Origin of the sequence: Brevundimonas sp., assembly GCF_046295075.1 — a bacterium.
Classification (GTDB): domain Bacteria; phylum Pseudomonadota; class Alphaproteobacteria; order Caulobacterales; family Caulobacteraceae; genus Brevundimonas.
In genome coordinates this window covers 59,492-80,881 of record NZ_JBKBOC010000015.1, presented here as the reverse complement: position 1 = coordinate 80,881, position 21,390 = coordinate 59,492, and the positions used below count along the sequence as shown (strand labels likewise).

Sequence of the window (21,390 nt, the reverse complement as noted above, 5' to 3'; positions counted from 1 at the left end):
GACCGTAAGGACCGGGCGTCCTTAACCCCCAAACTGCAGGACCCCCGGTTCGGGGACCTTAGGAGCTAGAAAATGGCCAAGGAAAAGTTCGAACGGAACAAGCCGCATTGCAACATCGGCACGATTGGTCACGTTGACCATGGCAAGACGACGCTGACGGCTGCGATCACGATGGCGTTGGCCAAGGCGAGCGGCGGCAAGGCGATGAACTACGCCGACATCGACGCAGCGCCGGAAGAAAAGGCCCGCGGCATCACGATCAACACGGCGCACGTGGAATATGAGACGGCGAACCGTCACTACGCGCACGTCGATTGCCCCGGCCACGCCGACTATGTGAAGAACATGATCACCGGCGCGGCGCAGATGGACGGCGCGATCCTGGTGGTTTCGGCCGCCGACGGCCCGATGCCGCAAACGCGCGAGCACATCCTGCTGGCCCGTCAGGTCGGCGTGCCGGCTCTGGTGGTCTTCATGAATAAGGTGGACCTGGTCGACGACGAAGAACTGCTGGAACTGGTCGAGATGGAAGTGCGCGAGCTGCTCTCGTCGTACCAGTTCCCCGGCGACGACATTCCGATCACCAAGGGCTCGGCCAAGGCCGCGACCGACGGCGTGAACCCGGAAATCGGCGAGCAGCGCGTGCTTGAGCTGATGCAGACTGTGGATGACTACATCCCGCAGCCGGCGCGTCCGCTTGACCTGCCGTTCCTGATGCCGGTCGAAGACGTGTTCTCGATCTCGGGCCGCGGCACCGTGGTCACGGGCCGTGTCGAAAAGGGTATCGTCAAGGTCGGTGAAGAAGTCGAAATCGTCGGCATCCGTCCGGTCCAGAAGACGACCTGCACGGGCGTCGAAATGTTCCGTAAGCTGCTGGACCAGGGTCAAGCCGGTGACAACGTCGGCGTTCTGCTGCGCGGCACCAAGCGTGAAGACGTCGAGCGCGGCCAAGTGCTGTGCAAGCCGGGCTCCATCACGCCGCACACCAAGTTCCTGGCCGAGGCCTACATCCTGACCAAGGAAGAAGGCGGTCGTCACACGCCGTTCTTCACGAACTATCGCCCGCAGTTCTACTTCCGCACCACGGACGTGACCGGCATCGTTCACCTGAAGGAAGGCGTCGAGATGATCATGCCCGGCGACAACGCCGAGCTGAACGTCGAACTGATCACCCCGATCGCCATGGATCAGGGCCTGCGCTTCGCCATCCGTGAAGGCGGCCGCACCGTCGGCGCCGGCGTCGTGGCCAAGATCGTCGAGTAGTCGACGCACGATCCGACCTTCGGGCCGACCAGTAAGCGTAACAGAGCGGCCCCCGGAGCAATCCGGGGGCCGTTTTGCTGTGCGGCAGTGGCGAGGATATTGAACGTCGATTGTGGCGGGGCGTTGTGGGCGTCCTCCCCAAAGCCAAAGTTTTCGATGCGTCTGATTTCTTTGCTTGCCTCTCTTGTGGCCCTTTCTGCCTGCGCGACCCATCCCGGCAAGGTCGATCATGTCGGGTTCGCCAGCGATGCCAGGACGGTGTTGGCGACGACTGAGGATGGGGCGCTGCGCGGCGTTGACGGGGCGGGGACGCGGGCGTTCCTGGGCGTGCCCTTCGCCGCACCGCCGGTGGGTGATCGCCGCTGGCGCGCGCCGCAGCCAGTGGAGGCGTGGAGCGGGGTTCGGGATGCGACACGGATCGCGAAGGACTGCACCCAGGCTATCGGACGGCGCTCGATCCTGGGCGGCGGCGGCGGGATCGTGGTGGGGGCCGAGGACTGTCTTTACCTGAACATCTATGCGCCGGGCGGGGAGCGGGCCGAGGCGCGGCCGGTGATGGTCTATATTCCTGGTGGCGCCTTCACCGTGGGGTCGGGAGCCAACTATGACCCGTCGAAACTGGCGCGCGATCAAGGGCGAGTGGTCGTGACGATGAACTATCGGCTGGGCGCGCTGGGCTGGCTGGCCCATCCGCAGTTTCAGGCGACGGGCGAGGGGTTCGGCGGCAACTTCGGGCTGATGGACCAGCAGGCGGCGCTGCAGTGGGTCCATCGCAACATCGCGGCCTTCGGCGGCGATCCGTCCAATGTCACCCTATTTGCCGAGAGCGCGGGGGCGTGGACGGCCTGTTATCTGATGGCGTCGCCGCAGTCCGAGCGGCTGTATCAACGGGTCATCATGCAGAGCGGCGGATGTCTGGAGCCGTCGTCTCTGGTCAGTGCGCAGGATGCGTCCCAGTCGGGGCCGATGTTCGCCGAGCGGCTGGGCTGCACCGGCGCGGATCAGATCGCCTGTCTGAAGGGTTTGCCGGCGTGGCGGCTGTCGCGGGCGGCCTCGCTGAGGGCGGGCATCAATGGGCCGGGGTCTTGGGGGCCGGTGCATACGGATGCGACCGTGCCGGAAAACCCGGCGGCAGCGATCCGCGAGGGGCGGTTCACGCGCGTGCCGGTGATCGTGGGCACGAACCTGGACGAGGGGCGGCTGTTCGCCAATGAGGTGCAGGACATGGATCGCTATCAGAAGGAGACGATCTGGATGTACGGCGACCAGGGCGAGCGGGTGCTGGCGCGGTACCCGGTCGGCGAGGACGGGCCTGCCTACGCCATCGCGACCAACTTCACGGACCAGAGGTTCGCCTGTCCGTCACAGGCGCTGAGGCGGGTGTTGGCGCAGCATGTGCCGGTGTGGGGCTATGAGTTCGCGGATCGCGGGGCGCCGTTCGTGCTGCCCGACTGGATCGTCGGTCTGGACCTGGGGGCCTATCACGCCAGCGAACTGGCCTATGTGTTCGGGACCAGTTGGGTGTTTGCGGACGTGAAGAAATTCACGCCGGAGCAGAAGGCGCTGTCGGAGCGGATGCAGCGGCTGTGGGCGACGTTCGGAACGGCGGACTTCGCCGCAGAGTGGCCCCGCGTCGAGGGCGCGGGGCCGGTGCGGGTGTTCAAGCCGGAAGGCGATATGTTGGACGACGACTTCTTCGCGCGCCACCACTGCGACTTCTGGGACGGGACGCCGTTCGGCGCCGTCCACTGATCCTCAGATGAAGCGAACCGTGACGCCGGGCTTGACCTTGTCGGCCAGCATCCAGGCGTCCCAGTTGGTCAGGCGAACGCAGCCGTGCGAGGCGGTCTTGCCGACCAGGTGCGGGTCGGGCGTGCCGTGGATGCCGTAGCTGGGCTTGTTCAGATCGATCCAGACGATGCCGACCGGATTGTTCGGTCCGGGTTTGACGATGACCTTTTCCTTGCTGTCGCCGTAGCTGAGCTTTGACGGGTCATAGGTGTAGTCGGGATTTCGAGCGACGCCGTTGACCTTGACCGTGCCGGTCGGGGTCGGGTTGTCGCCGCTACCGATGGTGGCGGGGAAATAGGCGATCAGCTTGCCGTCGGCGTCGAAGGCTTTCACCGAGCCTTCGCTCTTGTCGATGTCGATGTGATCGACGTCGGCGGGCAGAGGCGTGGTGTTGACGGCCGGCACCAGCAGCGCCTGACCGACACGGTTGAAGTCGGCGCCGGGGTTCATGGCGCGCAGCAGCGCCTCGGTGACATGGAAGCGTTCGGCCAGGGCCTCGACGATGTTGGCGTAGCCCATGTGCGCGGCCTGGCCCTGGGCCTGCAGCTCCGTGGGAACGACGCCCAGATAGGGACCGGCGATGTCCTGCTGGGTGATGGCGTAGGTGGTGGTGATCGCGCCCGGACCGGCGGCGGCACGCAGCCGGCCCATCACTTCGGCGTCGAGTTCGCCGGTCACGGTCATGGCGTTCGCCTCTTGGAAGGCGGAAATGGCCTGACGCATGTTCGACCCCGCCAGACCGTCGATGGCACCGGGCGAAAAGCGGGCGCGTTCGAGCAGAACCTGGGCTCGAACCAGGGCAGGTTGAGCCTGAGCCTGAGCGGCGTCGGGCTGAGGCAACTGAGCGGCCTGGGGCGCCGGCTGGGCGGGCGGCGTATAGGCGGTGTTCTCGATGGCGTCGCGCGAGAGGGGGCCGGTCGCGCCCACCTGCACCGCCGGGGCCGAGGCCGGGGCCTTTTCCTCTCTGGGCGAGCAGGCGGACAGAGACAGGACGGCGAGGGCGGCGAGGCAGGCGGATCGGTTCATTGCGGACTTTCGAGGCAGGCGGGACAGACTGGCAGAATGGGTGGCGAGATCAGTTCTGTTCGCCTGTGGCGGGATCGGTTTCGGTCTCGCCGGAGTTGGAGGAGCCTTCCGAGCCCTTGGGTTCGGTGGCGGGGCGGGGCGGTTCGCCGTCTGCGTCCGGGCGCAGGTTTTCGTTTTCGACGCTTTTGCTGTCGGGGCGTTGGTCGGTCATGGTCGTCTCCCTTTGGATCAAGGCAACGCGCAGAGAGCGGGGCGGCTCCGTCAATGCGCGTTCACCATGCCGGTGAACCCTGATGAAACGCGCGTGGTGTAGGGTGCGGTCTGGAATGGACCTTGCTGCACGGGGTTCGATGAGGATGCGTATGGCCGGAATGCTGCAGGTCGAGATCATGGACGCGGGGGCGCTGGACGCCGCCGCCGTCGCCCTGTGGCGTGCGTGGACGGACGGCAATCCGGAGCTGGCCAGCCCCTATTTCCGCTGGGAATATGCCGAGATCGCCTCGCGGGTCTGTCCGGGCGCGGCGATCGCGGTGTTCCGACGCGACGGCGAGATCGTCGGCTTCTTCCCGCATCAGCGGCGCGGCGGAGCGGTGCAGCCGCTGGGCGCGCCGATGAACGACTATCACGGCGTCATCGCGCCGGTCGGCGAGACGATCACGCTGGAAGAGGTGGCGCGGCTGCTGAAAGCCAAACGGTTGAACGTGCCCGGCTGGATCGGCGCCGCCGAGACGGGGCAGGCGCGCGAGACGGTGCAGGTCGTGATGCCCGAGCCGGGATACGACGCCTGGTACGCCGAGCGGCGCTCGACCTTCGGCAAATACTTCAAGGACAAGGAGCGGGCGCGCCGCAGTCTGGAGGCCGAACTGGGGCCGATCCGGGTGGAGCGCGGGCTGCGCGATCCGGCGCTGCTGGATCACCTGATCGCATTGAAGGCGGCGCAGTATCGGCGGTCGGGCCTGCACGACATCTTCGCATGCGGCTGGACGCGGGATCTGCTGCACGCGCTGATGAGCGAGCCGCGCGCGGACTTCGGCGCCTCGATGGCGGCGATGCATGCAGGCGAAAAGCTGGTGGCGGTGGAGTTCTCGCTGCACGCCGGGCGGCACTATCACTTCTGGTTCCCGGTCTATGAACCTTCGCTGGCGCGCTGTTCGCCGGGCATCCTGCTGAGCATGGACACGATGCGGCTGGCGGCGGCCGAGGGGTTCCGGGTGTTCGACTTCGGGTTCGAGGGCGAGACCTACAAGAAGTATTTCGTCAACGCCCGCCAGACGGTGCGCGAGGCCGTGGTGATGCGGCCCGGCGTGACCCAGGTGCTGGGCGACGTGACGGTGGCGGCGCTGAACCGCGCGGGCGGACGGGGCGAGGCGGTGCGCGCGTCGCTGCGCCGACGCTGGGCCACCATCGAAGCCTGCGAGGCGACACCGGTCGGGCGGTTGAGAGGCGCAGCGGTCGCGGCGCGATCCGCCGTTCAGAAAGCCGCCGCCAAGAAGAAGACGCCGGCGCGCGTCGCCCACGCCTGAAGGAGAGGCCGTCATGACCGAACGCCGCACCCGCTATCCGGGGCCGATCGCCGAGGCGAAGACGCACGCCCATACGCTGATCGATCAGGGGTTCGCCGAGGATGCCGCGCTGGCCGCCGTGCTGGACCGCTATCCGGCCGAGCTGTTCGACATCAACCTGTATGACTACGACGACGAGGGGCAGGTCAGCTTGCGCACCGGCGCGCGTGGGCGGCTGTCGGGCGAGGAACTGCTGGAGGCGATCAAGCAGGGACGGCTTTGGGTCAATCTGCGCGGGGTCGAGACGGGCTGGCCCGAGCTGTGGGCGGCGGCCATGAAGGACTTCGCCGCGATCCAGGCGACCTATCCGGGGATGCGGGCGGTGCGCAATGCCGGGCAGTTGATCCTGTCGTCGCCCAAGGCGCGGGTGCCCTATCATTTCGACGCGGCGGGGGTGGTGCTGTTCCACCTGCGCGGGCGCAAGCGGCTGTTCGTCTATCCGGGCGACGAAGGGCATCTGCCCGAGCGCAATATGGAACAGGTGGTGGCGCGTCAGACGACCGAGGAACTGCCCTATACGATGGCGTTCGAGGCCGACGCCCAGGTCATGGATCTGGAGCCGGGGAGGGCGCTGACCTGGCCGCTGTATGCGCCGCACCGGGTCGAGAATCTGGACCGGTTCTGCGTCAGCCTGTCGATGGATTTCCAGACCTGGCCGTCGCGGTTCAGGAATGGGGCGTTGTTCACCAATGCGGTGATCCGCAGCCGGGGCGGTAAGCCGCGCTTCACCGACGGCATGACGACGCCGGAGCTGGCCGCGCGCTGGGCCGCGTCGCTGGCGCTGAAGAAGGCGGGGGCGATGAAGAGCAAGATCGCGAACTTCGAACGCGATTTCGAACCCGAGGTCGGTGCGGCTGATGGGGCGGGCGTCATCGGCCGCCCATCCTGAACTCGGGGCGTTAATTCGAGTTCATGACCCCGAGTTAAAATGACTTCGGCGCGTGCGGCGCGCACCTTCTCCTGACATTCGGGAAAGGGAAGCCGCACATGAAGACCGCACTGATCGCCGCCGCCGCTGTCGCCACACTAGCGGGACTGGCCGCCGCGCCCGCATCGGCCGGCGAGGTTGAAATCCGCAACGCCGTGGCGCGCGTCGTCGTCATCGTCGAGGACCGCAACGACATCGGCGTCGAGGTCACGCAGGGCCAGACGCGCCTGCCGGCCATTCAGGTCCGTCGCGAAGGCGGCGACGTGAAGATCGACGGCGGCCTTCGTCGCAACGGCATGTGGGGCCTTAACGACGGCATCCGCAGCTGCAACTCGGGACGGTCGGACGCCGCCCAGCCGGGGCAGGGCGCGACGGTCGAGGTGCGCGACCTGGGGCGCATCCGCCTGGAAGACGCGCCGCTGATCGTGGTGCGCACCCCACGCACCGTCGATATCAGCGCCAGCGGGGCCGTGTTCGGCTCGGTCGGCCGTGGCGCGCGATCCGTCGAACTGGACAACGGCGGTTGCGGCAACTGGAACGTCGCCAATGTAGACGGCGATCTGGAGCTGGGCCTTGGCGGGTCGGGGGCGATCCGCGCGGGCACGTCGCGTTCGCTGGATGCTAGCGTCGGCGGTTCCGGCTCCATCGCCGCCGGGCCGACCGGAAGCCTGAAGGCAGCCGTCGGCGGTTCGGGCAATGTCGATGTGGCCAGCGTCAACGGCCGGGGCGAGCTGTCGATCGGCGGCTCGGGCGGTGTGAACGTGCGCCAGGGCCGGATGGACAAGCTGTCGGTCGCCATCGGCGGCTCGGGCGATGTCCGCTACGGCGGCGCGACGCGTGATCTGGATGTCGCCATCGCCGGGTCGGGCAGCGTCCGCGTCGCCTCGGCCACAGGCTCGGTGTCTCGCTCTGTCGTCGGATCGGGAACCCTGAACATCGGGCGTTAAGACCCGTTTCTCCGCCGCGAGAGGAAAGGCCCCCGGTCGTGGAACCCCGGGGGTCTTTTTCGTGCGCGGCTTCAGCCAAGAAAAAGCCCCGGCGGATGGCTCCGCCGGGGCTCTTCGTCTTAGATCAGGCGTCGAGGATCAACGCAGGCCGAACAGCTTGGTGACGCTGCCCAGGTTGCGGCCCAGGGTGCCGCCAGCGCGGTCGCGCGATTGCAGATCGCCACCGAAGTTGTAGCGAACGCCGACTTCGAAGGAGTCGATCGTCAGATCGGCGTCTTCCAGCTCAGCGCGGTCGTAGCCGGCGAAAACGCTGTAAGGCGTTGCAGCGAAGGCGTATTCGGCGCCGACGCCGGCCGACCAGCCGTCGGTGCTGACGCCAGCGAAGTCCACGTCCGAATAGGAGGCGCGAGCGGCCAGACGCAGGGCGGGCGTGGCGTAGAAGGCGGCTTCACCACCAACGGTCCACAGGTCCGCGTCATCGACGGTGCCGTAGGACACGACGCCGGTCAGCGTGGCTTGCTGGAAGTACTTCTGGCCTTCGGCGCCGAAGGTCATCAGCGTGTCGCCGCCGCCGATTTCTTCAGCGCCGACGAAACCGCCGAAACGCATGTCTTCGATGGCCTTGGTCAGGTGGACGGCGCCCGACAGGGTGGTCTCGTCGCCGAAGTCGTAGTCCGAATAGGTGCCGGCGGCGTTGAAGGTCGCGGTCCAGTCGCCGAAGGCGGGGGTGGCGACGACGCCGGCGACGGTGGCGCCGTCCAGGTCGGCTTCAGCGCCGAAGGCTTCGGCCTCGGAATGGTTGTAGGCGACGCCGACCGAACCGACGGCGTCTTGAGCGAAGGCCGGAGCGGCGAACAGGGTGGCGGCGGCAGTGGCGAGGAGGATCGTCTTCATTTTCTTTTGTCCTTAGCAGTCTGTGCCCGGATGGGGGTCCAGGGAGGGCGGCTGCTATCAGGATGTGTCGAAGCTGAGAAATAAACCGCCGTTACATAAATGTCTTGAAACTGTCGTGTGGCGGATCGGTCACGCCTTGTGGTTAGAATGTGTCAGTTCGGCGTGCTTCATGGGGCAGGCGGTTAACAGCTCCAATCGCATAAACATATAAGCATATCCTTATGTCTATTGACGCGGGCCGTGCCTTGCGGTCATCTGACTGCGTCGTGGTCTGCACGCGGTCTTCGGAGCGCGTGGAGCTAAGAGGGAAGCCGGTGTGAAACCGGCGCTGCCCCCGCAACTGTAAGCGGCGAGTCGAGGGTCCATCTCGTGTCACTGGCGTATCTGCGCCGGGAAGGCCGGGCCCGAGGCGTCGACCCGTGAGCCAGGAGACCTGCCCCGACAGATAACGTCCTCCGGCGGGGTGCCCGGTCAGGCCGCATGCGCGCCGCCGGACCCATTGCGTCCGCGTCGGCGTCCGCGCGACCCTGTCCGAAACCTGGCCACAACACAGGTTTCGAATGTCATGACCCGCCACACCGTCCAGGTCGCCACTCTCGGCTTTCCCCGCATCGGCCCCAAGAGGGAGCTGAAGACCGCGCTCGAAGCGCATTGGGCCGGCAAGATCGATGCGGAGACGCTGCTCTCGACCGCCGCCGAGCTGCGCGGCCTGACCTGGGCGCGGCAACGCGATCTGGGCGCCGACATCGTGCCGTCCAACGACTTCTCTCTTTATGATCAGGTGCTGGACATGACGGCTATGGTCGGGGCCGTTCCCGCCGCCTACGGCTGGAAAGGCGACAGCGTCGATCTGGCGACCTATTTCGCCATGGCCCGTGGGTCGCGGGGCGATGACCACGTCTGCGAGCACGGCCACGTCCATGCGTCCGGCGAAGGCGTGCCGGCGATGGAGATGACCAAGTGGTTCGACACCAACTACCATTATCTTGCGCCCGAGTTCACGGCCGACCAAGTCTTCCGCTTAGGTTCGACCAAGGCGCTGGACGAATATCTGGAAGCCAGGGCGCAAGGGGTCGAGACCCGGCCGGTGCTTTTGGGGCCGGTGTCCTATCTGCTGCTGGGCAAGACGCGCGGCGAGGCCTTCGACGTACTGAGCCTGCTGCCGCGCCTTTTGCCGGTCTATGCCGAGGTGCTGCGGTCGTTGGCGCGGGCGGGGGCGACGTGGGTGCAGTTGGACGAGCCCTGCCTGGTCACGGACCTGATCGATGAGGCGAAGGCCGCCTATGACCACGCCTATCGCGTGCTGACGGATGTGACGCCGCCGATCAAGGTGATGCTGACCACCTATTTCGGGGCGCTGGGCGACAATCTGCAGACGGCGCTGAAGCTGCCGGTGCAGGGGCTCCACATCGATCTGATCCGCGCGCCGGAACAGTTGGCGCAGGTGGCGTCGGCCGCTCGGCCCGATCAGGTGCTGTCGCTCGGCGTCATTGATGGGCGCAATGTGTGGAAGGCCGATCTGAACGCCGTGCTGGACCGGGTCGAGCCCCTGGTGGCGGCGGGGCGTCAGGTGGTGATCGCGCCGTCCTGCTCGCTGCTGCACACGCCCATTGATCTGGAGCGGGAGACGGCGCTGAATGCGGAGATCAAGGACTGGCTGGCGTTCGCAGTGCAGAAGGTCGCCGAGCTGGCGATCCTGGCGCGGGCGCTGAACGAAGGTCGGGCGGCGGTGAAGGCCGAGCTGGACGCCTCAACCGCCTCGGTGGCGTCGCGCCGCACCTCGCCGCGCATCAACGATGCAAAGGTGCAGGCGCGGGCGGCCGATACCGATCCGGCGCAGGCGAACCGCACGTCCAGTTTTGAGATCCGACGCACGGTGCAGCAACGCCGGCTGAACCTGCCGGCCTATCCGACCACGACCATCGGCTCGTTCCCGCAGACGGCCCAGGTCCGCAAGGCGCGGGCGGACCACGGCAAGGGCGTCATCGACGATGCGGCCTATGCCCGGTTCCTGCGCGAGGAGACGGCGCGGACGGTGAAATGGCAGGAGAATCTGGGGCTGGACGTCCTGGTTCATGGCGAGTTCGAGCGCAACGACATGGTCCAGTATTTCGGCGAGCAACTGTCGGGCTTTGCTTTCACAAAGGCCGCTTGGGTTCAGTCCTATGGCTCGCGCTGCGTGCGGCCGCCGATCATCTATGGCGACGTGTCGCGGCCCAGGCCGATGACGGTGGAGTGGTGGCGCTATGCCCAATCCCTGACCGACCGGCCGATGAAGGGGATGCTGACGGGGCCGGTGACGATCCTGAACTGGTCCTTCGTGCGTGATGACCAGCCACGCAGCACCACCTGCCGCCAGATCGCGTTCGCCATCCGCGACGAGGTGACGGACCTGGAGACGGCCGGCGCCGCCGTGATCCAGATCGACGAGGCGGCCCTGCGCGAAGGCCTGCCCCTGCGTCGCGCGGACTGGGCCGGGTATCTGGAATGGGCGGTCGAGAGCTTTCGCATCACGGCGTCGGGCGTTCGGGACGAGACCCAGATCCACACCCACATGTGCTACTCCGAGTTCAACGACATCATCCGGTCCATCGGGGCCATGGATGCGGACGTCATCTCCATCGAGACCTCGAGGTCGCGGATGGAGCTGCTCGACGCCTTCTCCGACTATCGCTATCCGGCCGAGATCGGTCCGGGCGTCTATGACATCCACTCGCCGCGCGTGCCGTCGGTGGAGGAGATGGCGGCCCTGCTGACGGCGGCGGCGGGCAAGCTGCCGGCGGATCGGCTGTGGGTGAACCCGGACTGCGGGCTGAAGACGCGGGGGTGGCCCGAGACCGAGGCGGCGCTGACGAACATGGTGTCGGCCGCGAAGGCCGCGCGGGAAGAGGCGACGCGGGCGTGAGCGTCACGCTTATCGACATGGTGTTCCCTGGGGACGCCAACCACCACGGCACATTGTTCGGGGGCGTCGGTCTGGCGCACCTGGACAAGGTCGCTTTCCTGGCCGCCGCGCGTCATGCGCGGCGGCCGACCGTGACGGCCGGGTGCGAGCGGATCGACTTCGCCGCACCGGCCCGGATTGGGGAGATGGTGGAGGCGACGGGCAAGGTCGTGCGCGTCGGCCGCACGTCCATGGGCGTCGAGGTCGAGCTATGGGCCGAGGCGCCGGTCAGCGGCGAACGGCGGCTATGCACGCGGGGCGTCTTCAACATGGTGGCGCCGCGCGGGGAAGGGCAGGGCGACCTGCCGCCCTTGCAAGAAAATCCGCCCGAGGACGACGGCTGGCTCAGGGCGGTGGAGATGGTCTTTCCGACCTGGACCAACCACTACGGCACGCTTTACGGCGGCGACGCGCTGAAGCTGATGGGCAAGGCGGCCTTCATCTGCGCCACGCGCAAGGCCAGGGCCGTCATGGTCATGGCGGCGTCGAACCGCATCGACTTCTCGTCTCCCATAAGAGAAGGCGACATGATCGAGCTGGCGTCGCGCGCCATAAAGATCGGCCGGACTTCGGTCACCATAGAGGTCGAACTGTGGGCCGAGGGGCTGCTGACGGGCGAACGGCGACGGTCTGCAGCGGCGGAGTTCGTCATGGTGGCGGTGGACGAAGCGGGACGGCCCAGGCCGATTTACAGGCTGGCGTCGGCGCTGGAGATCGCCTGACGAAATCCTGTGTCAGCACGGGTTTGCGCGCTTGACGAAATCAGAATCGGTAGGCATAAGCCACCACTCTTGTTGGACCGGCTGTGCAGTTCGCTGCAAACGCGGTCCGCAGGAACGACCTAAGTCACTGTTCTTTGCAGCTTCTTGGGACTTCAGCGGCCTTCGCGGGTAACTGCGTGGGCCGATCGTTTTTGCGGATTTGCGTTCCCTGAGGGCTTTTTGCCCGAAGGCCTTCGGTCTTTGAAATGGTTCACAGGGACGCGGTCCTCCGACCGCATTGGAAGTAAGCACCGATATGGATCAAAGCATCCGCATCAGGCTCAAGGCCTTTGATCATCGCGTCCTCGATTTCTCGACGCGCGAGATCGTCAATACAGCCAAGCGCACCGGCGCGACCGTTCGCGGTCCGATTCCGCTGCCGACCCTGATCGAGAAGTTCACCGTGAACCGCTCGCCGCACGTCGATAAGAAGTCGCGTGAGCAGTTTGAAATCCGCACGCACAAACGCGTGCTCGACATCATCGACCCCACCCCGCAGACCGTGGACGCGCTCATGAAGCTCGACCTGTCCGCCGGTGTGGACGTCGAGATCAAGATTTAAAGTAGAAAGAGGCGGGATCCGATGCGCACGGGCGTGATCGCCAAGAAGCTGGGCATGACCCGCGTGTTCGCCGATGACGGCGCGCACGTACCGGTCACTGTGCTCCAGCTCGACGGCTGCCAAGTCGTCGGCCAACGTACCCAGGAGCGTGACGGTTACGTCGCCCTCCAGCTGGGTGCTGGCACGAAGAAGGCCAAGAACACCAACAAGGCTCAACGCGAGACGTTCGCCAAGGCGGAAGTCGAACCGAAAGCCTATGTGACCGAGTTCCGCGTCGATGCGGACGGTCTGCTGGACGTGGGCGCCGAGCTGTCGGCCGAACACTTCCTGGTAGGCCAGAAGGTCGACATCCAGGGCGAGACCATCGGTAAGGGTTTCGCCGGCGCCATGAAGCGCTGGAACTTCGGCGGCCTTCGCGCCACCCACGGCGTTTCGGTCTCGCACCGTTCGCATGGTTCGACGGGTAACCGTCAGGACCCGGGTCGTACGTTCCCCGGCAAGAAGATGGCCGGCCATTACGGCACTGAAACCGTCACCACCCAGAACCTGACCGTCGTCCGCGTGGACGCCGAGCGTGGCCTGATCCTGATCAAGGGCGCTGTCCCCGGTCACGACGGCAGCTACGTCAAGGTTCGCGACGCCATCAAGAAGGCTCGCCCGGCCGACGCTCCGTTCCCCGGTGCGCTGAAGTCGAGCAAGTCTGCTGCTCAACCCGCCTCGACCCCGGCTGAAGAAGTCCCCGTCGAAGCGACCGAAGGCGGTGAAGCGTAATGAAACTCTCTGTCATCCAACTCGACGGCAAGGCTGCTGGCGACGTGGAACTGTCGGACGCCGTCTTCGGCATCTCCGACATCCGCGGCGACATCCTGGCCCGCACCGTCAACTGGCAACTGGCCAAGCGCCGCGCCGGTACGCACAAGGTTCAAACCCGCAACGAGAACTCTCGTACGGGTAAGAAGATGTACAAGCAAAAGGGCACCGGCGGCGCTCGTCACGGTTCGCGCCGTGCACCGCAGTTCGTCGGCGGTTCGCGCGCCTTTGGTCCGGTCGTTCGCGACCACGGCTTCTCGCTGCCGAAGAAGATCCGCGCGCTTGCTCTGCGTCACGCCCTGTCCTCCAAGGCCAAGTCCGGCGACCTGATCATCGTGGACACCATCTCGGTCAAGGAAGCCAAGACCGCCTCGCTGCGCGAGACGCTCGGCAAGCTGGGCTGGACCAAGGCTCTCATCATCGCGGGTCCCGAAGTCGACACGAACTTCGGCCTGGCCGCACGCAACATCCCGCACATCGACGTGCTGCCGAACGCCGGCCTGAACGTCTATGACATCCTGCGGGCTGACAAGCTGGTGCTGACCAAGGCCGCCATCGAAGCGATCGAAGCTCGCTTCAGCGATAAGGAAGCCGCGTAATGGCCGCTCAACCTACCGCCAAGCACTACGACACGATCCTCTCGCCGATCATCACCGAGAAGGCGACGATCCTGTCCGAGCAGAACAAGGTCGTCTTCCGCGTCGCCGATACGTCGACCAAGGACGAGATCGCCGCGGCGGTCGAAAGCCTGTTCAAAGTCAACGTCCTGAAGGTCAACACCCTGGTTCAAAAGGGCAAGACCAAGCGCTTCCGGGGTATCCTGGGTCGTCGCGTGGACATCAAAAAAGCGATCGTGACGCTGGCCGACGGCCAGTCGATCGACGTCACCACGGGGCTCTGATCAGATGGCCTTGAAACATTACAATCCGACCTCTCCGGGCCGTCGCGCCCTCGTGCTGGTCGACCGTTCGGAGCTCCACAAGGGCCGTCCGGAAAAGTCGCTGACCGAAGGCCTGACCAAGTCGGGCGGACGCGGGCAGGGCGGTCGCATCGCGGTCCGCTTCCGTGGCGGCGGCGCCAAGACCCTGTACCGCCGGATCGACTTCAAGCGTCGTAAGTGGGACATGGTCGGCACGGTCGAGCGTCTGGAATACGATCCGAACCGCACGGCCTTCATCGCCCTCGTGACCTACGAAGACGGCGAGAAGACCTACATCATCGCGCCGCAACGCCTTAAGGCCGGCGACACGGTGATCGCGGGCGAAAAGACCGACGTGAAGCCGGGCAACGCCATGCCGCTCCGTTCGATGCCGGTGGGTACGATCATCCACAACATCGAAATGAAGCCGGGCAAGGGCGCTCAGCTGGCCCGTTCGGCCGGCGCCTACGCCCAGCTGGTGGGTCGCGATCAGGGTTACGCCCAGATCCGTCTCGGCTCGGGCGAACTGCGCATGGTCCTGGACGGCTGCATCGCCACGGTGGGCGCGGTTTCGAACCCCGACCACATGAACCAGAACCTGGGCAAGGCCGGTCGCAAGCGTCACATGGGCTTCCGCCCGCACGTTCGCGGCGTCGCCATGAACCCGATCGACCACCCGCATGGTGGTGGTGAAGGCCGGACCTCTGGTGGTCGTACCCCGGTTACGCCGTGGGGCAAGGACACCAAGGGCACTCGTACCCGCAAGAACAAGGCTACGGACAAATACATCATCCGTACCCGCCACGTTAAGAAGGCTCGCTAAGAATGGCCCGCTCCTCCTGGAAAGGCCCGTTTGTCGACGGGTATCTGCTCAAGAAGGCCGACGCCGTTCAAACGTCGGGCCGCAAGGACGTGATCAAGACCTGGTCGCGCCGCTCCACCATCCTGCCGCAGTTCGTCGGTCTGACGTTCGGCGTCCATAACGGTCAGAAGCATGTGCCCGTGTCGGTCTCGGAAGAGATGGTCGGCATGAAGCTCGGCGAGTTCGCCCCGACCCGGAGTTTCCCGGGTCACGCGGCGGACAAGAAGGCCAAAAGGAAGTAACTGATGGCCCAGACAAAAAATGAGCGTCGGGTCGCCCCGACAGAGGCCCGCGCAAAGCTGGTCAACGTACGCATCAGCCCGCAAAAGCTGGGCCTGGTCGCCGCATCGATCCGCGGCATGCCGGTCCAGAAGGCGCTGAACGAGCTGGAATTCAGCCGTAAGCGTATCGCGACCGACGTCCGCAAGGTCCTGTATTCGGCGATCTCGAATGCCGAGAACAACCACAACCTCGACATCGACAACCTGATCGTCGCCGAGGCCTATGTGGGCAAGAACCTGGTGATGAAGCGCTTCGCGAGCCGTGCTCGTGGTCGTTCGTCGCGCATCCTGAAACCGTTCAGCGAGATCACCATCGTGGTCCGTGAAGCCGGCGAGGCCGCCTGATGGGTCAGAAAATCAATCCGATCGGTCTGCGCCTCGGCGTGAACCGTACGTGGGACAGCCGTTGGTTCGCCGCCGGCGCCGACTACTCCCGCCTGCTGCACCAGGACCTGAAGCTGCGCGAGTGGCTGCGGGAACGTCTGGGCGCCGCCGGTGTGTCGCGCATCATCATCGAGCGCCCTCACAAGAAGTGCCGCATCACCATCTACGCCGCCCGTCCGGGCGTCGTGATCGGTAAGAAGGGCGCTGACATCGAGAAGCTCCGCAAGGACATCTCGGCGCGCACCGAAGGTGAAGTTCACCTGAACATCATCGAAGTCCGCAAGCCGGAAACCGATGCGCAGCTGATCGCTGAAAACATCGCGCAACAACTGGAACGCCGCGTGGCCTTCCGTCGCGCCATGAAGCGTTCGATGCAGTCGGCGATGCGTCTCGGCGCCAAGGGCATTCGTATGAATGTCGCTGGTCGTCTGGGCGGTGCGGAAATCGCACGTATGGAATGGTACCGCGAAGGTCGCGTGCCGCTTCACACGCTGCGCGCCGACATCGACTATGGCTTCTATGAAGCCAAGACGACCTACGGCATTATCGGCGTGAAGGTCTGGGTCTTTAAGGGTGAAGTGCTGGAGCACGATCCCATGGCGCAGGACAAGCGTTGGGCCCAGGAAGCTTCGGGTCCGTCCTCGAACGAAGGCCGCGAACGCGGCGGCCCCCGTGGCGACCGCGGTCCGCGTCGCGACCGGGGACGTGAGAACTAAGTCATGTTGCAACCGAAGAAGACCAAGTACCGCAAGGCCTTCAAGGGCCGGATCCATGGCTCGGCCAAGGGTGGCTTCTCGCTGAACTTCGGGTCGTATGGCCTGAAGACGCTGGAGCCGGAACGCATCACTGCGCGTCAGATCGAAGCGGCTCGCCGCGCGATCACCCGCCAGATGAAGCGTCAGGGCCGCGTCTGGATCCGCGTCTTCCCCGACCTGCCCGTCACGGGCAAGCCGGCCGAAGTCCGGATGGGTAAGGGCAAGGGCGCCGTGGACCACTGGGCCGCGCGCTGCCACCCTGGCCGTATCCTGTTTGAAATCGACGGCGTTCCGGACGATGTCGCCCGCGAAGCGCTCCGTCTCGGCGCAGCCAAGCTGCCGGTCCGCACCAAGGTGGTGACCCGCATCGACGCCGGCGTCGCTCATGTCGAGGTAGCCGCCTGATGACCAAGATCGCCGACTTGCGGTCGCAAACGACCGACCAGCTGTCCGACGAGCTGCTGAAGCTCAAGAAGGAACAGTTCAACCTGCGCTTCCAGGCGGCCACCGGCCAAATGGAAAAGACTCACCGCGTTGGTGAAGTCCGCAAAGACATCGCACGCATCTCGACGCTTCTGCGCGAGCAGCGTGCGGCCTCGTAAGGAAACGAATATGCCCAAGCGAATTCTTGAAGGCGTGGTCGTGTCCGACAAGGGCGAAAAGACCGTCGTCGTGAAGGTGGAGCGCACGCTGCTTCACCCCGTTCTGAAAAAGATCGTTCGTCTTTCGAAGAAGTATCACGCGCACGACGAAGCCAACGCGCTCAAAGTCGGCGACATCGCTCGCATCGTCGAGTGCGCCCCGAAATCCAAACTGAAGCGCTGGGAAGTCCTTTCCACCGCCTCGGCCTCGTAATCAGAAGGATCTGATCTTATGATCCAGATGCAAACTAACCTGGAAGTGGCCGATAATTCGGGCGCCCGCCGGGTCATGTGCATCAAGGTGTTGGGCGGCTCCAAGCGCCGCTACGCCTCGATCGGCGACACAATCGTCGCCTCCGTGAAGGAAGCCATCCCGCGCGGCCGTGTGAAGAAGGGCGACGTTGTTCGCGCCATCGTCGTGCGCACCGCCAAGGACATCCAACGCAAGGACGGCTCGGTCATTCGTTTTGACAAGTCGGCCGCCGTCATCGTCAACAAGCAGAACGAGCCTGTCGGCACGCGGATCTTCGGCCCGGTTCCTCGCGAACTGCGCGCCAAGAACCACATGAAGATCATCTCGCTGGCTCCGGAGGTCCTGTAACATGGCCGCCAAGATCAAGAAGGGCGACCGCGTCGTCGTCCTCACCGGCAAGGACAAGGGCCGCACGGGCAACGTGCTGAAGGTCCTGCCTACCGAAAACCGCGTCCTGGTTGAAGGCGTCAACATGGTTCAGCGCCACACGCGCCCGAGCCAGGCTGACCCGCAGGGCGGCATCAAAAACAAGGAAGCCTCGCTTCACCTGTCGAACGTCGCGATCGCCGACGCCAACGGCAAGGCGACCCGCGTCGGCTTCAAGATCGATGGGGACACCAAGGTCCGCATCGCCAAGACGACGGGAGACGTCATCTGATGGCTACCGAAAAATACACTCCGCGCCTCAAGGACGAGTATCACGCTCGCATCCGCCAGGTGATGAAGGAAAAGTTCGGCTACACGAACGAAATGCAGGTGCCCAAGCTGGACAAGATCGTCCTGAACATGGGCATCGGTGAAGCTGTCGCGGACTCCAAGAAGGCGAACACCGCCCTCAAGGATCTGACGGCCATCGCCGGTCAGAAGGCCGTCGCCACCAAGGCCCGTAACTCCATCGCCGGCTTCAAGCTGCGCGAAGGCATGGTCATCGGCGGCAAGGTCACGCTGCGCGGCGACCAGATGTACGAGTTCCTGGACCGGTTCATCACGATCGCGCTGCCGCGCGTGAAGGATTTCCGTGGTCTGAAGGGCACGTCCTTCGATGGTCGCGGCAACTACGCCACGGGTCTGAAGGAACACATCGTGTTCCCGGAGATCAACTACGACCAGATCGATCAGATGTGGGGCATGGACATTGTCGTCTGCACCACGGCCAAGACCGATGAGGAAGCCAAGGCTCTCCTCACCGAGTTCAAGTTCCCGTTCGTGAAGAACTGAGCGGGAAGGGAAGAGCACAATGGCTAAGAAAAGCGCCGTAAACCGTAACGAAGCCGTCAAGGCCCTGGTTGCGAAGTATGCCGCGAAGCGGGCCGCCCTTAAGGCGACCGCCAACGACGAAAACCTGCCGCTGGAGGAGCGCTTCGACGCGCGCCTGAAGCTGGCTGAACTGCCGCGCAACTCCGCGCCGAGCCGCATTCGCAACCGTTGCGAAGTGACGGGTCGTCCGCGGGCGTTCTATCGCAAGCTCAAGATGAGCCGGATTGCGCTGCGTGAACTCGGTAACCAGGGCCAGATCCCTGGCCTGACGAAATCCAGCTGGTAAGGGGAGCGAACAGACATGATGATCAACGATCCCCTGAGCGACATGATCGCTCGCATCAAGAACGCGGCGACCCGCAAGCGTTCCAAGGTGCTGACCCCCGCTTCTCGTCTGCGTCAGCGCGTCCTCGACGTGCTGCAGGACGAAGGCTACATCCGCGGCTACAACCTGGTTCAGAACCCGGGTGAGTTTCCGCAGTTCGAGATCGAGCTGAAGTACTTCGACGGTCAGCCCGTCATCGCCGAGATCGCTCGCGTGTCCAAGCCGGGCCGCCGCGTCTATTCGGCGATCGGCGATCTGAAGCCGATCAAGAACGGCCTCGGCATCTCGATCCTCTCGACTTCGAAGGGCGTCATGTCCGACGCCTCCGCCCGCGACGCTAACGTCGGCGGCGAAGTCCTCTGCAGGGTCTACTGATATGTCCCGTATTGGCAAGAAAACCATCGCTGTGCCGAAGGGCGTGACTGTCACGCTCGACGGCCAGAAAGTCACCGTGAAGGGCCCCAAGGGCGAGAGCTCCTGGACCGTCGCCGAAGAAGTCGAAGTCACCCAGGAAGGCGACGAACTGTCGCTGGGTCTGCGGTCGGACACGCAACGCGGTCGTGCGATGTGGGGCCTGTCGCGCACCCTGGTCGACAACATGGTCGTCGGCGTCACCTCCGGCTTCGAAAAGTCGTTGGAGCTGGTCGGCGTGGGTTACCGCGCCGCCATGAAGGGCGACGCCCTTTCGCTGCAACTCGGCTTCTCGCATGAAGTCGATATCGCTCCGCCGGCCGGTGTCAGCTTCGCAGTGCCGAAGCAAACCGAGATCAAGGTCTCGGGCGCTGACAAGCAAGCCGTCGGTCAGATCGCCGCGGTCATCCGCAAGCTGCGTCCGCCGGAGCCCTACAAGGGCAAGGGCGTCCGTTACGCGGGCGAGAAGGTCCGTCGCAAGGAAGGCAAGAAGAAGTAAGTCATGGCTCTTTCTCTTCGACAACAAGCCAAGCGCCGCTCGGAGCGCACTCGTCGCCGCCTGAAGGCTGTCGCCAACGGTCGCCTTCGTCTGTCGGTCAGCCGTTCGGACAAGAACATCTCGGCCCAGATCATCGACGACGCCCAAGGCGTGACCGTCGCGTCTGCCTCGTCGCTGGAAGGCGGCAAGGGCAAGCGTGGTTCGGACACCGCTGCGGCCGCCGCGATCGGCAAGCTGATCGCCGAACGCGCCATCGAGAAGGGCGTCAAGGACGTCGTCTTCGACCGTGGCGAGTACATCTATCACGGACGGGTGAAGGCGCTGGCGGAAGCCGCGCGTGAAGCCGGCCTGAACTTCTAAGGGACGCGACAGATGGCGCATCAACCCCAACGTGGCGGCGGCGGCAACGACCGCAACCGTCGTGACAACCGCAATGGCCCCCAAGCCGATGGTCCGGATTCGGACATCGTCGAGAAGCTGGTCCACATCAACCGCGTCGCCGCCACCGTCAAAGGCGGCCGTCGCTTCAGCTTCGCAGCCCTGATGGTCGTCGGCGACGGCAAGGGTCGCGTCGGATTCGGTCACGGCAAGGCGCGTGAAGTGCCGGAAGCCATCCGCAAGGCGACCGAAGAAGCCAAGAAGACCATGATCCGCGTTCCGCTTCGCGAGAACCGCACCCTGCACCACGACGGCAACGGCCGTTGGGGCGCCGGCAAGATCATGATGCGCGCTGCCCCTCCCGGGACCGGCGTCATCGCAGGTGGTCCGATGCGCGCCGTGCTCGAAACCCTCGGCGTCCAGGACGTCGTGGGCAAATCGACCGGTTCGTCGAACCCCTACAACATGATCCGCGCGACGTTCGAAGCGCTGAAGGTCCAGTCCTCGCCCCGTCAGGTCGCGTCCAAGCGCGGCAAGAAGGTCGCGGATCTGATGGGCCGTCGCAACGACGGCGCTTCGACGCCCGAAGCTGTGGAGTCCTAATCATGGCCCCGTCCAAGAAGACCGACGCCAAGACCGTCACCGTCAAGCAGACCGGTTCGCCGATCCGCCGCAAGAACGACCAGCGCGCCACCCTGGTGGGCCTAGGTCTGAACCGCCTGGGTCGTGAATCGACCCTGGAAGACACGCCTTCGGTTCGTGGGATGATCGCCAAGGTCGCCCACCTGACCGAGATCGTCGAAAAGTAAGCCGTTTCGCCCTCTCCCGAACCCGGGGGAGGGCGTTTCTGCACTTGCGAATACCCCAAGGGTCGCCTATCAGCGGCCCTTAAATTTTTACAGCCGAGTCCGGATCAATGGTCCGGGCGCTAGCACCC

At 65.2% G+C, this 21,390-nt stretch carries 30 protein-coding genes and 1 riboswitch; of the genes, 27 read left to right on the top strand and 3 right to left on the bottom strand.

The genetic code is table 11. From position 1 onward, the window contains the following. Positions 1-72 precede the first annotated feature (72 nt). On the top strand, positions 73-1,263 hold the full coding sequence (gene tuf / locus ACK4MH_RS12195) for an elongation factor Tu (protein ID WP_135195311.1): 1,191 nt from the start codon (positions 73-75) through the stop codon (positions 1,261-1,263). 156 nt (positions 1,264-1,419) lie between these two features. Then, a complete protein-coding gene (locus tag ACK4MH_RS12190) occupies positions 1,420-3,015 on the top strand; it encodes a carboxylesterase/lipase family protein (protein WP_409718721.1) in 1,596 nt (531 codons plus the stop codon). Between the two features lie 3 nt (positions 3,016-3,018). Here the strand turns inward: ACK4MH_RS12190 and ACK4MH_RS12185 are convergent, their stop codons facing one another. Next, positions 3,019-4,080: a L,D-transpeptidase family protein gene (locus tag ACK4MH_RS12185; protein WP_409718718.1), complete on the bottom strand. Its 1,062-nt coding sequence runs from the start codon at positions 4,078-4,080 to the stop codon at positions 3,019-3,021. Between the two features lie 49 nt (positions 4,081-4,129). Further along, positions 4,130-4,291 carry a hypothetical protein gene (locus tag ACK4MH_RS12180; RefSeq protein ID WP_167762547.1) on the bottom strand — a complete coding sequence of 54 codons (162 nt, stop codon included), beginning with the start codon at positions 4,289-4,291 and terminating at the stop codon, positions 4,130-4,132. Between the two features lie 151 nt (positions 4,292-4,442). On the opposite strand from ACK4MH_RS12180, the gene ACK4MH_RS12175 reads away from it, so the two are divergent. The 3 genes from ACK4MH_RS12175 (at position 4,443) to ACK4MH_RS12165 (ending at position 7,517) form a co-directional block, all read left to right on the top strand. Beyond that, entirely contained in the window at positions 4,443-5,603 is a 1,161-nt protein-coding gene (locus tag ACK4MH_RS12175) for a GNAT family N-acetyltransferase (RefSeq protein ID WP_409718715.1), read from the top strand. A 13-nt stretch (positions 5,604-5,616) separates the two neighbouring features. Next, entirely contained in the window at positions 5,617-6,531 is a 915-nt protein-coding gene (locus tag ACK4MH_RS12170) for a transcriptional regulator (RefSeq protein WP_409718712.1), read from the top strand. 98 nt (positions 6,532-6,629) lie between these two features. Beyond that, on the top strand, positions 6,630-7,517 hold the full coding sequence (locus tag ACK4MH_RS12165) for a GIN domain-containing protein (RefSeq protein WP_409718709.1): 888 nt from the start codon (positions 6,630-6,632) through the stop codon (positions 7,515-7,517). A gap of 138 nt (positions 7,518-7,655) precedes the next feature. On the opposite strand, the gene ACK4MH_RS12160 is transcribed toward ACK4MH_RS12165, so the two are convergent. Next, entirely contained in the window at positions 7,656-8,411 is a 756-nt protein-coding gene (locus ACK4MH_RS12160; protein WP_409718706.1) for a hypothetical protein, read from the bottom strand. A 261-nt stretch (positions 8,412-8,672) separates the two neighbouring features. Beyond that, positions 8,673-8,867, top strand: a riboswitch (cobalamin riboswitch). Positions 8,868-8,976: 109 nt separating this feature from the next. On the opposite strand from ACK4MH_RS12160, the gene metE reads away from it, so the two are divergent. The 22 genes from metE to rpmD all read left to right on the top strand — a co-directional run bounded on the left by metE (position 8,977) and on the right by rpmD (position 21,262). Next, entirely contained in the window at positions 8,977-11,316 is a 2,340-nt protein-coding gene (gene metE / locus ACK4MH_RS12155; RefSeq protein WP_409718703.1) for a 5-methyltetrahydropteroyltriglutamate--homocysteine S-methyltransferase, read from the top strand. After that, positions 11,313-12,077: an acyl-CoA thioesterase gene (locus ACK4MH_RS12150; RefSeq protein WP_409718700.1), complete on the top strand. Its 765-nt coding sequence runs from the start codon at positions 11,313-11,315 to the stop codon at positions 12,075-12,077. The genes metE and ACK4MH_RS12150 overlap by 4 nt, the downstream gene beginning before the upstream one ends. Positions 12,078-12,372: 295 nt before the next feature. Then, complete coding sequence (gene rpsJ, locus ACK4MH_RS12145; protein ID WP_105563630.1) at positions 12,373-12,678, top strand: 30S ribosomal protein S10; 306 nt, start codon at positions 12,373-12,375, stop codon at positions 12,676-12,678. 21 nt (positions 12,679-12,699) lie between these two features. After that, positions 12,700-13,449 (top strand): 50S ribosomal protein L3, encoded by a 750-nt coding sequence (gene rplC / locus ACK4MH_RS12140; RefSeq protein ID WP_409718696.1) that lies wholly within the window; start codon positions 12,700-12,702, stop codon positions 13,447-13,449. Beyond that, the gene (gene rplD / locus ACK4MH_RS12135; RefSeq protein WP_304937259.1) at positions 13,449-14,087 is read left to right on the top strand and encodes a 50S ribosomal protein L4; all 639 of its coding nucleotides are present in this window, start codon (positions 13,449-13,451) and stop codon (positions 14,085-14,087) included. Before rplC ends, rplD begins: the two co-directional genes overlap by 1 nt. Further along, on the top strand, positions 14,087-14,389 hold the full coding sequence (locus tag ACK4MH_RS12130; RefSeq protein WP_135195322.1) for a 50S ribosomal protein L23: 303 nt from the start codon (positions 14,087-14,089) through the stop codon (positions 14,387-14,389). Before rplD ends, ACK4MH_RS12130 begins: the two co-directional genes overlap by 1 nt. A 4-nt stretch (positions 14,390-14,393) precedes the next feature. Then, a complete protein-coding gene (gene rplB, locus ACK4MH_RS12125) occupies positions 14,394-15,230 on the top strand; it encodes a 50S ribosomal protein L2 (RefSeq protein WP_135195323.1) in 837 nt (278 codons plus the stop codon). A 2-nt stretch (positions 15,231-15,232) separates the two neighbouring features. Next, positions 15,233-15,511 carry a 30S ribosomal protein S19 gene (gene rpsS / locus ACK4MH_RS12120; protein ID WP_135195324.1) on the top strand — a complete coding sequence of 93 codons (279 nt, stop codon included), beginning with the start codon at positions 15,233-15,235 and terminating at the stop codon, positions 15,509-15,511. Positions 15,512-15,514: 3 nt separating this feature from the next. Beyond that, positions 15,515-15,895 (top strand): 50S ribosomal protein L22, encoded by a 381-nt coding sequence (rplV, locus tag ACK4MH_RS12115; RefSeq protein WP_135195325.1) that lies wholly within the window; start codon positions 15,515-15,517, stop codon positions 15,893-15,895. After that, positions 15,895-16,650, top strand: a complete 756-nt coding sequence (gene rpsC, locus ACK4MH_RS12110; protein WP_135195326.1) for a 30S ribosomal protein S3 — start codon at positions 15,895-15,897, stop codon at positions 16,648-16,650. Before rplV ends, rpsC begins: the two co-directional genes overlap by 1 nt. A gap of 3 nt (positions 16,651-16,653) precedes the next feature. Beyond that, positions 16,654-17,094, top strand: a complete 441-nt coding sequence (rplP, locus tag ACK4MH_RS12105) for a 50S ribosomal protein L16 (RefSeq protein WP_087119314.1) — start codon at positions 16,654-16,656, stop codon at positions 17,092-17,094. Next, positions 17,094-17,291 (top strand): 50S ribosomal protein L29, encoded by a 198-nt coding sequence (gene rpmC, locus ACK4MH_RS12100; RefSeq protein ID WP_135195327.1) that lies wholly within the window; start codon positions 17,094-17,096, stop codon positions 17,289-17,291. Before rplP ends, rpmC begins: the two co-directional genes overlap by 1 nt. 10 nt (positions 17,292-17,301) lie before the next feature. Then, positions 17,302-17,544: a 30S ribosomal protein S17 gene (gene rpsQ, locus ACK4MH_RS12095; protein ID WP_409718687.1), complete on the top strand. Its 243-nt coding sequence runs from the start codon at positions 17,302-17,304 to the stop codon at positions 17,542-17,544. Between the two features lie 18 nt (positions 17,545-17,562). Then, positions 17,563-17,931 carry a 50S ribosomal protein L14 gene (gene rplN, locus ACK4MH_RS12090; RefSeq protein ID WP_003164378.1) on the top strand — a complete coding sequence of 123 codons (369 nt, stop codon included), beginning with the start codon at positions 17,563-17,565 and terminating at the stop codon, positions 17,929-17,931. A 1-nt stretch (position 17,932) separates the two neighbouring features. Then, the gene (gene rplX / locus ACK4MH_RS12085; RefSeq protein WP_008263379.1) at positions 17,933-18,241 is read left to right on the top strand and encodes a 50S ribosomal protein L24; all 309 of its coding nucleotides are present in this window, start codon (positions 17,933-17,935) and stop codon (positions 18,239-18,241) included. Beyond that, complete coding sequence (rplE, locus tag ACK4MH_RS12080) at positions 18,241-18,801, top strand: 50S ribosomal protein L5 (RefSeq protein WP_017506049.1); 561 nt, start codon at positions 18,241-18,243, stop codon at positions 18,799-18,801. The genes rplX and rplE overlap by 1 nt, the downstream gene beginning before the upstream one ends. A 19-nt stretch (positions 18,802-18,820) precedes the next feature. Continuing rightward, the gene (rpsN, locus tag ACK4MH_RS12075) at positions 18,821-19,126 is read left to right on the top strand and encodes a 30S ribosomal protein S14 (protein WP_135195330.1); all 306 of its coding nucleotides are present in this window, start codon (positions 18,821-18,823) and stop codon (positions 19,124-19,126) included. A gap of 15 nt (positions 19,127-19,141) precedes the next feature. Next, entirely contained in the window at positions 19,142-19,540 is a 399-nt protein-coding gene (gene rpsH / locus ACK4MH_RS12070; RefSeq protein ID WP_135195331.1) for a 30S ribosomal protein S8, read from the top strand. Position 19,541: 1 nt separating this feature from the next. Next, positions 19,542-20,075 carry a 50S ribosomal protein L6 gene (gene rplF / locus ACK4MH_RS12065; RefSeq protein ID WP_409718681.1) on the top strand — a complete coding sequence of 178 codons (534 nt, stop codon included), beginning with the start codon at positions 19,542-19,544 and terminating at the stop codon, positions 20,073-20,075. A 3-nt stretch (positions 20,076-20,078) separates the two neighbouring features. Continuing rightward, entirely contained in the window at positions 20,079-20,435 is a 357-nt protein-coding gene (gene rplR, locus ACK4MH_RS12060; RefSeq protein ID WP_135195333.1) for a 50S ribosomal protein L18, read from the top strand. Between the two features lie 12 nt (positions 20,436-20,447). Continuing rightward, positions 20,448-21,056 carry a 30S ribosomal protein S5 gene (gene rpsE / locus ACK4MH_RS12055; protein WP_135195334.1) on the top strand — a complete coding sequence of 203 codons (609 nt, stop codon included), beginning with the start codon at positions 20,448-20,450 and terminating at the stop codon, positions 21,054-21,056. A gap of 2 nt (positions 21,057-21,058) precedes the next feature. Continuing rightward, positions 21,059-21,262, top strand: coding sequence for a 50S ribosomal protein L30 (rpmD, locus tag ACK4MH_RS12050; RefSeq protein WP_135195335.1), 204 nt, complete (start codon positions 21,059-21,061; stop codon positions 21,260-21,262). Positions 21,263-21,390 lie beyond the last annotated feature (128 nt).

Coding starts and splice junctions, on each gene's coding strand:
- rpsQ (WP_409718687.1), top strand. CDS start 17,302: ATGCCCAAGCGAATTCTTGAAGGCGTGGTCGTGTCCGACAAGGGCGAA.
- rpsE (WP_135195334.1), top strand. CDS start 20,448: ATGGCGCATCAACCCCAACGTGGCGGCGGCGGCAACGACCGCAACCGT.
- rplN (WP_003164378.1), top strand. CDS start 17,563: ATGATCCAGATGCAAACTAACCTGGAAGTGGCCGATAATTCGGGCGCC.
- tuf (WP_135195311.1), top strand. CDS start 73: ATGGCCAAGGAAAAGTTCGAACGGAACAAGCCGCATTGCAACATCGGC.
- rplF (WP_409718681.1), top strand. CDS start 19,542: ATGTCCCGTATTGGCAAGAAAACCATCGCTGTGCCGAAGGGCGTGACT.
- ACK4MH_RS12160 (WP_409718706.1), bottom strand. CDS start 8,411: ATGAAGACGATCCTCCTCGCCACTGCCGCCGCCACCCTGTTCGCCGCT.
- rpsN (WP_135195330.1), top strand. CDS start 18,821: ATGGCTAAGAAAAGCGCCGTAAACCGTAACGAAGCCGTCAAGGCCCTG.
- rplP (WP_087119314.1), top strand. CDS start 16,654: ATGTTGCAACCGAAGAAGACCAAGTACCGCAAGGCCTTCAAGGGCCGG.
- rplV (WP_135195325.1), top strand. CDS start 15,515: ATGGCCCAGACAAAAAATGAGCGTCGGGTCGCCCCGACAGAGGCCCGC.
- rplB (WP_135195323.1), top strand. CDS start 14,394: ATGGCCTTGAAACATTACAATCCGACCTCTCCGGGCCGTCGCGCCCTC.
- rplX (WP_008263379.1), top strand. CDS start 17,933: ATGGCCGCCAAGATCAAGAAGGGCGACCGCGTCGTCGTCCTCACCGGC.
- rpsS (WP_135195324.1), top strand. CDS start 15,233: ATGGCCCGCTCCTCCTGGAAAGGCCCGTTTGTCGACGGGTATCTGCTC.
- ACK4MH_RS12180 (WP_167762547.1), bottom strand. CDS start 4,291: ATGACCGACCAACGCCCCGACAGCAAAAGCGTCGAAAACGAAAACCTG.
- rpmD (WP_135195335.1), top strand. CDS start 21,059: ATGGCCCCGTCCAAGAAGACCGACGCCAAGACCGTCACCGTCAAGCAG.
- rpsC (WP_135195326.1), top strand. CDS start 15,895: ATGGGTCAGAAAATCAATCCGATCGGTCTGCGCCTCGGCGTGAACCGT.
- ACK4MH_RS12185 (WP_409718718.1), bottom strand. CDS start 4,080: ATGAACCGATCCGCCTGCCTCGCCGCCCTCGCCGTCCTGTCTCTGTCC.
- ACK4MH_RS12130 (WP_135195322.1), top strand. CDS start 14,087: ATGGCCGCTCAACCTACCGCCAAGCACTACGACACGATCCTCTCGCCG.
- ACK4MH_RS12190 (WP_409718721.1), top strand. CDS start 1,420: ATGCGTCTGATTTCTTTGCTTGCCTCTCTTGTGGCCCTTTCTGCCTGC.
- ACK4MH_RS12165 (WP_409718709.1), top strand. CDS start 6,630: ATGAAGACCGCACTGATCGCCGCCGCCGCTGTCGCCACACTAGCGGGA.
- rpsJ (WP_105563630.1), top strand. CDS start 12,373: ATGGATCAAAGCATCCGCATCAGGCTCAAGGCCTTTGATCATCGCGTC.
- rpsH (WP_135195331.1), top strand. CDS start 19,142: ATGATGATCAACGATCCCCTGAGCGACATGATCGCTCGCATCAAGAAC.
- metE (WP_409718703.1), top strand. CDS start 8,977: ATGACCCGCCACACCGTCCAGGTCGCCACTCTCGGCTTTCCCCGCATC.
- rplE (WP_017506049.1), top strand. CDS start 18,241: ATGGCTACCGAAAAATACACTCCGCGCCTCAAGGACGAGTATCACGCT.
- ACK4MH_RS12175 (WP_409718715.1), top strand. CDS start 4,443: ATGGCCGGAATGCTGCAGGTCGAGATCATGGACGCGGGGGCGCTGGAC.
- rplR (WP_135195333.1), top strand. CDS start 20,079: ATGGCTCTTTCTCTTCGACAACAAGCCAAGCGCCGCTCGGAGCGCACT.
- rplC (WP_409718696.1), top strand. CDS start 12,700: ATGCGCACGGGCGTGATCGCCAAGAAGCTGGGCATGACCCGCGTGTTC.
- ACK4MH_RS12170 (WP_409718712.1), top strand. CDS start 5,617: ATGACCGAACGCCGCACCCGCTATCCGGGGCCGATCGCCGAGGCGAAG.
- rpmC (WP_135195327.1), top strand. CDS start 17,094: ATGACCAAGATCGCCGACTTGCGGTCGCAAACGACCGACCAGCTGTCC.
- rplD (WP_304937259.1), top strand. CDS start 13,449: ATGAAACTCTCTGTCATCCAACTCGACGGCAAGGCTGCTGGCGACGTG.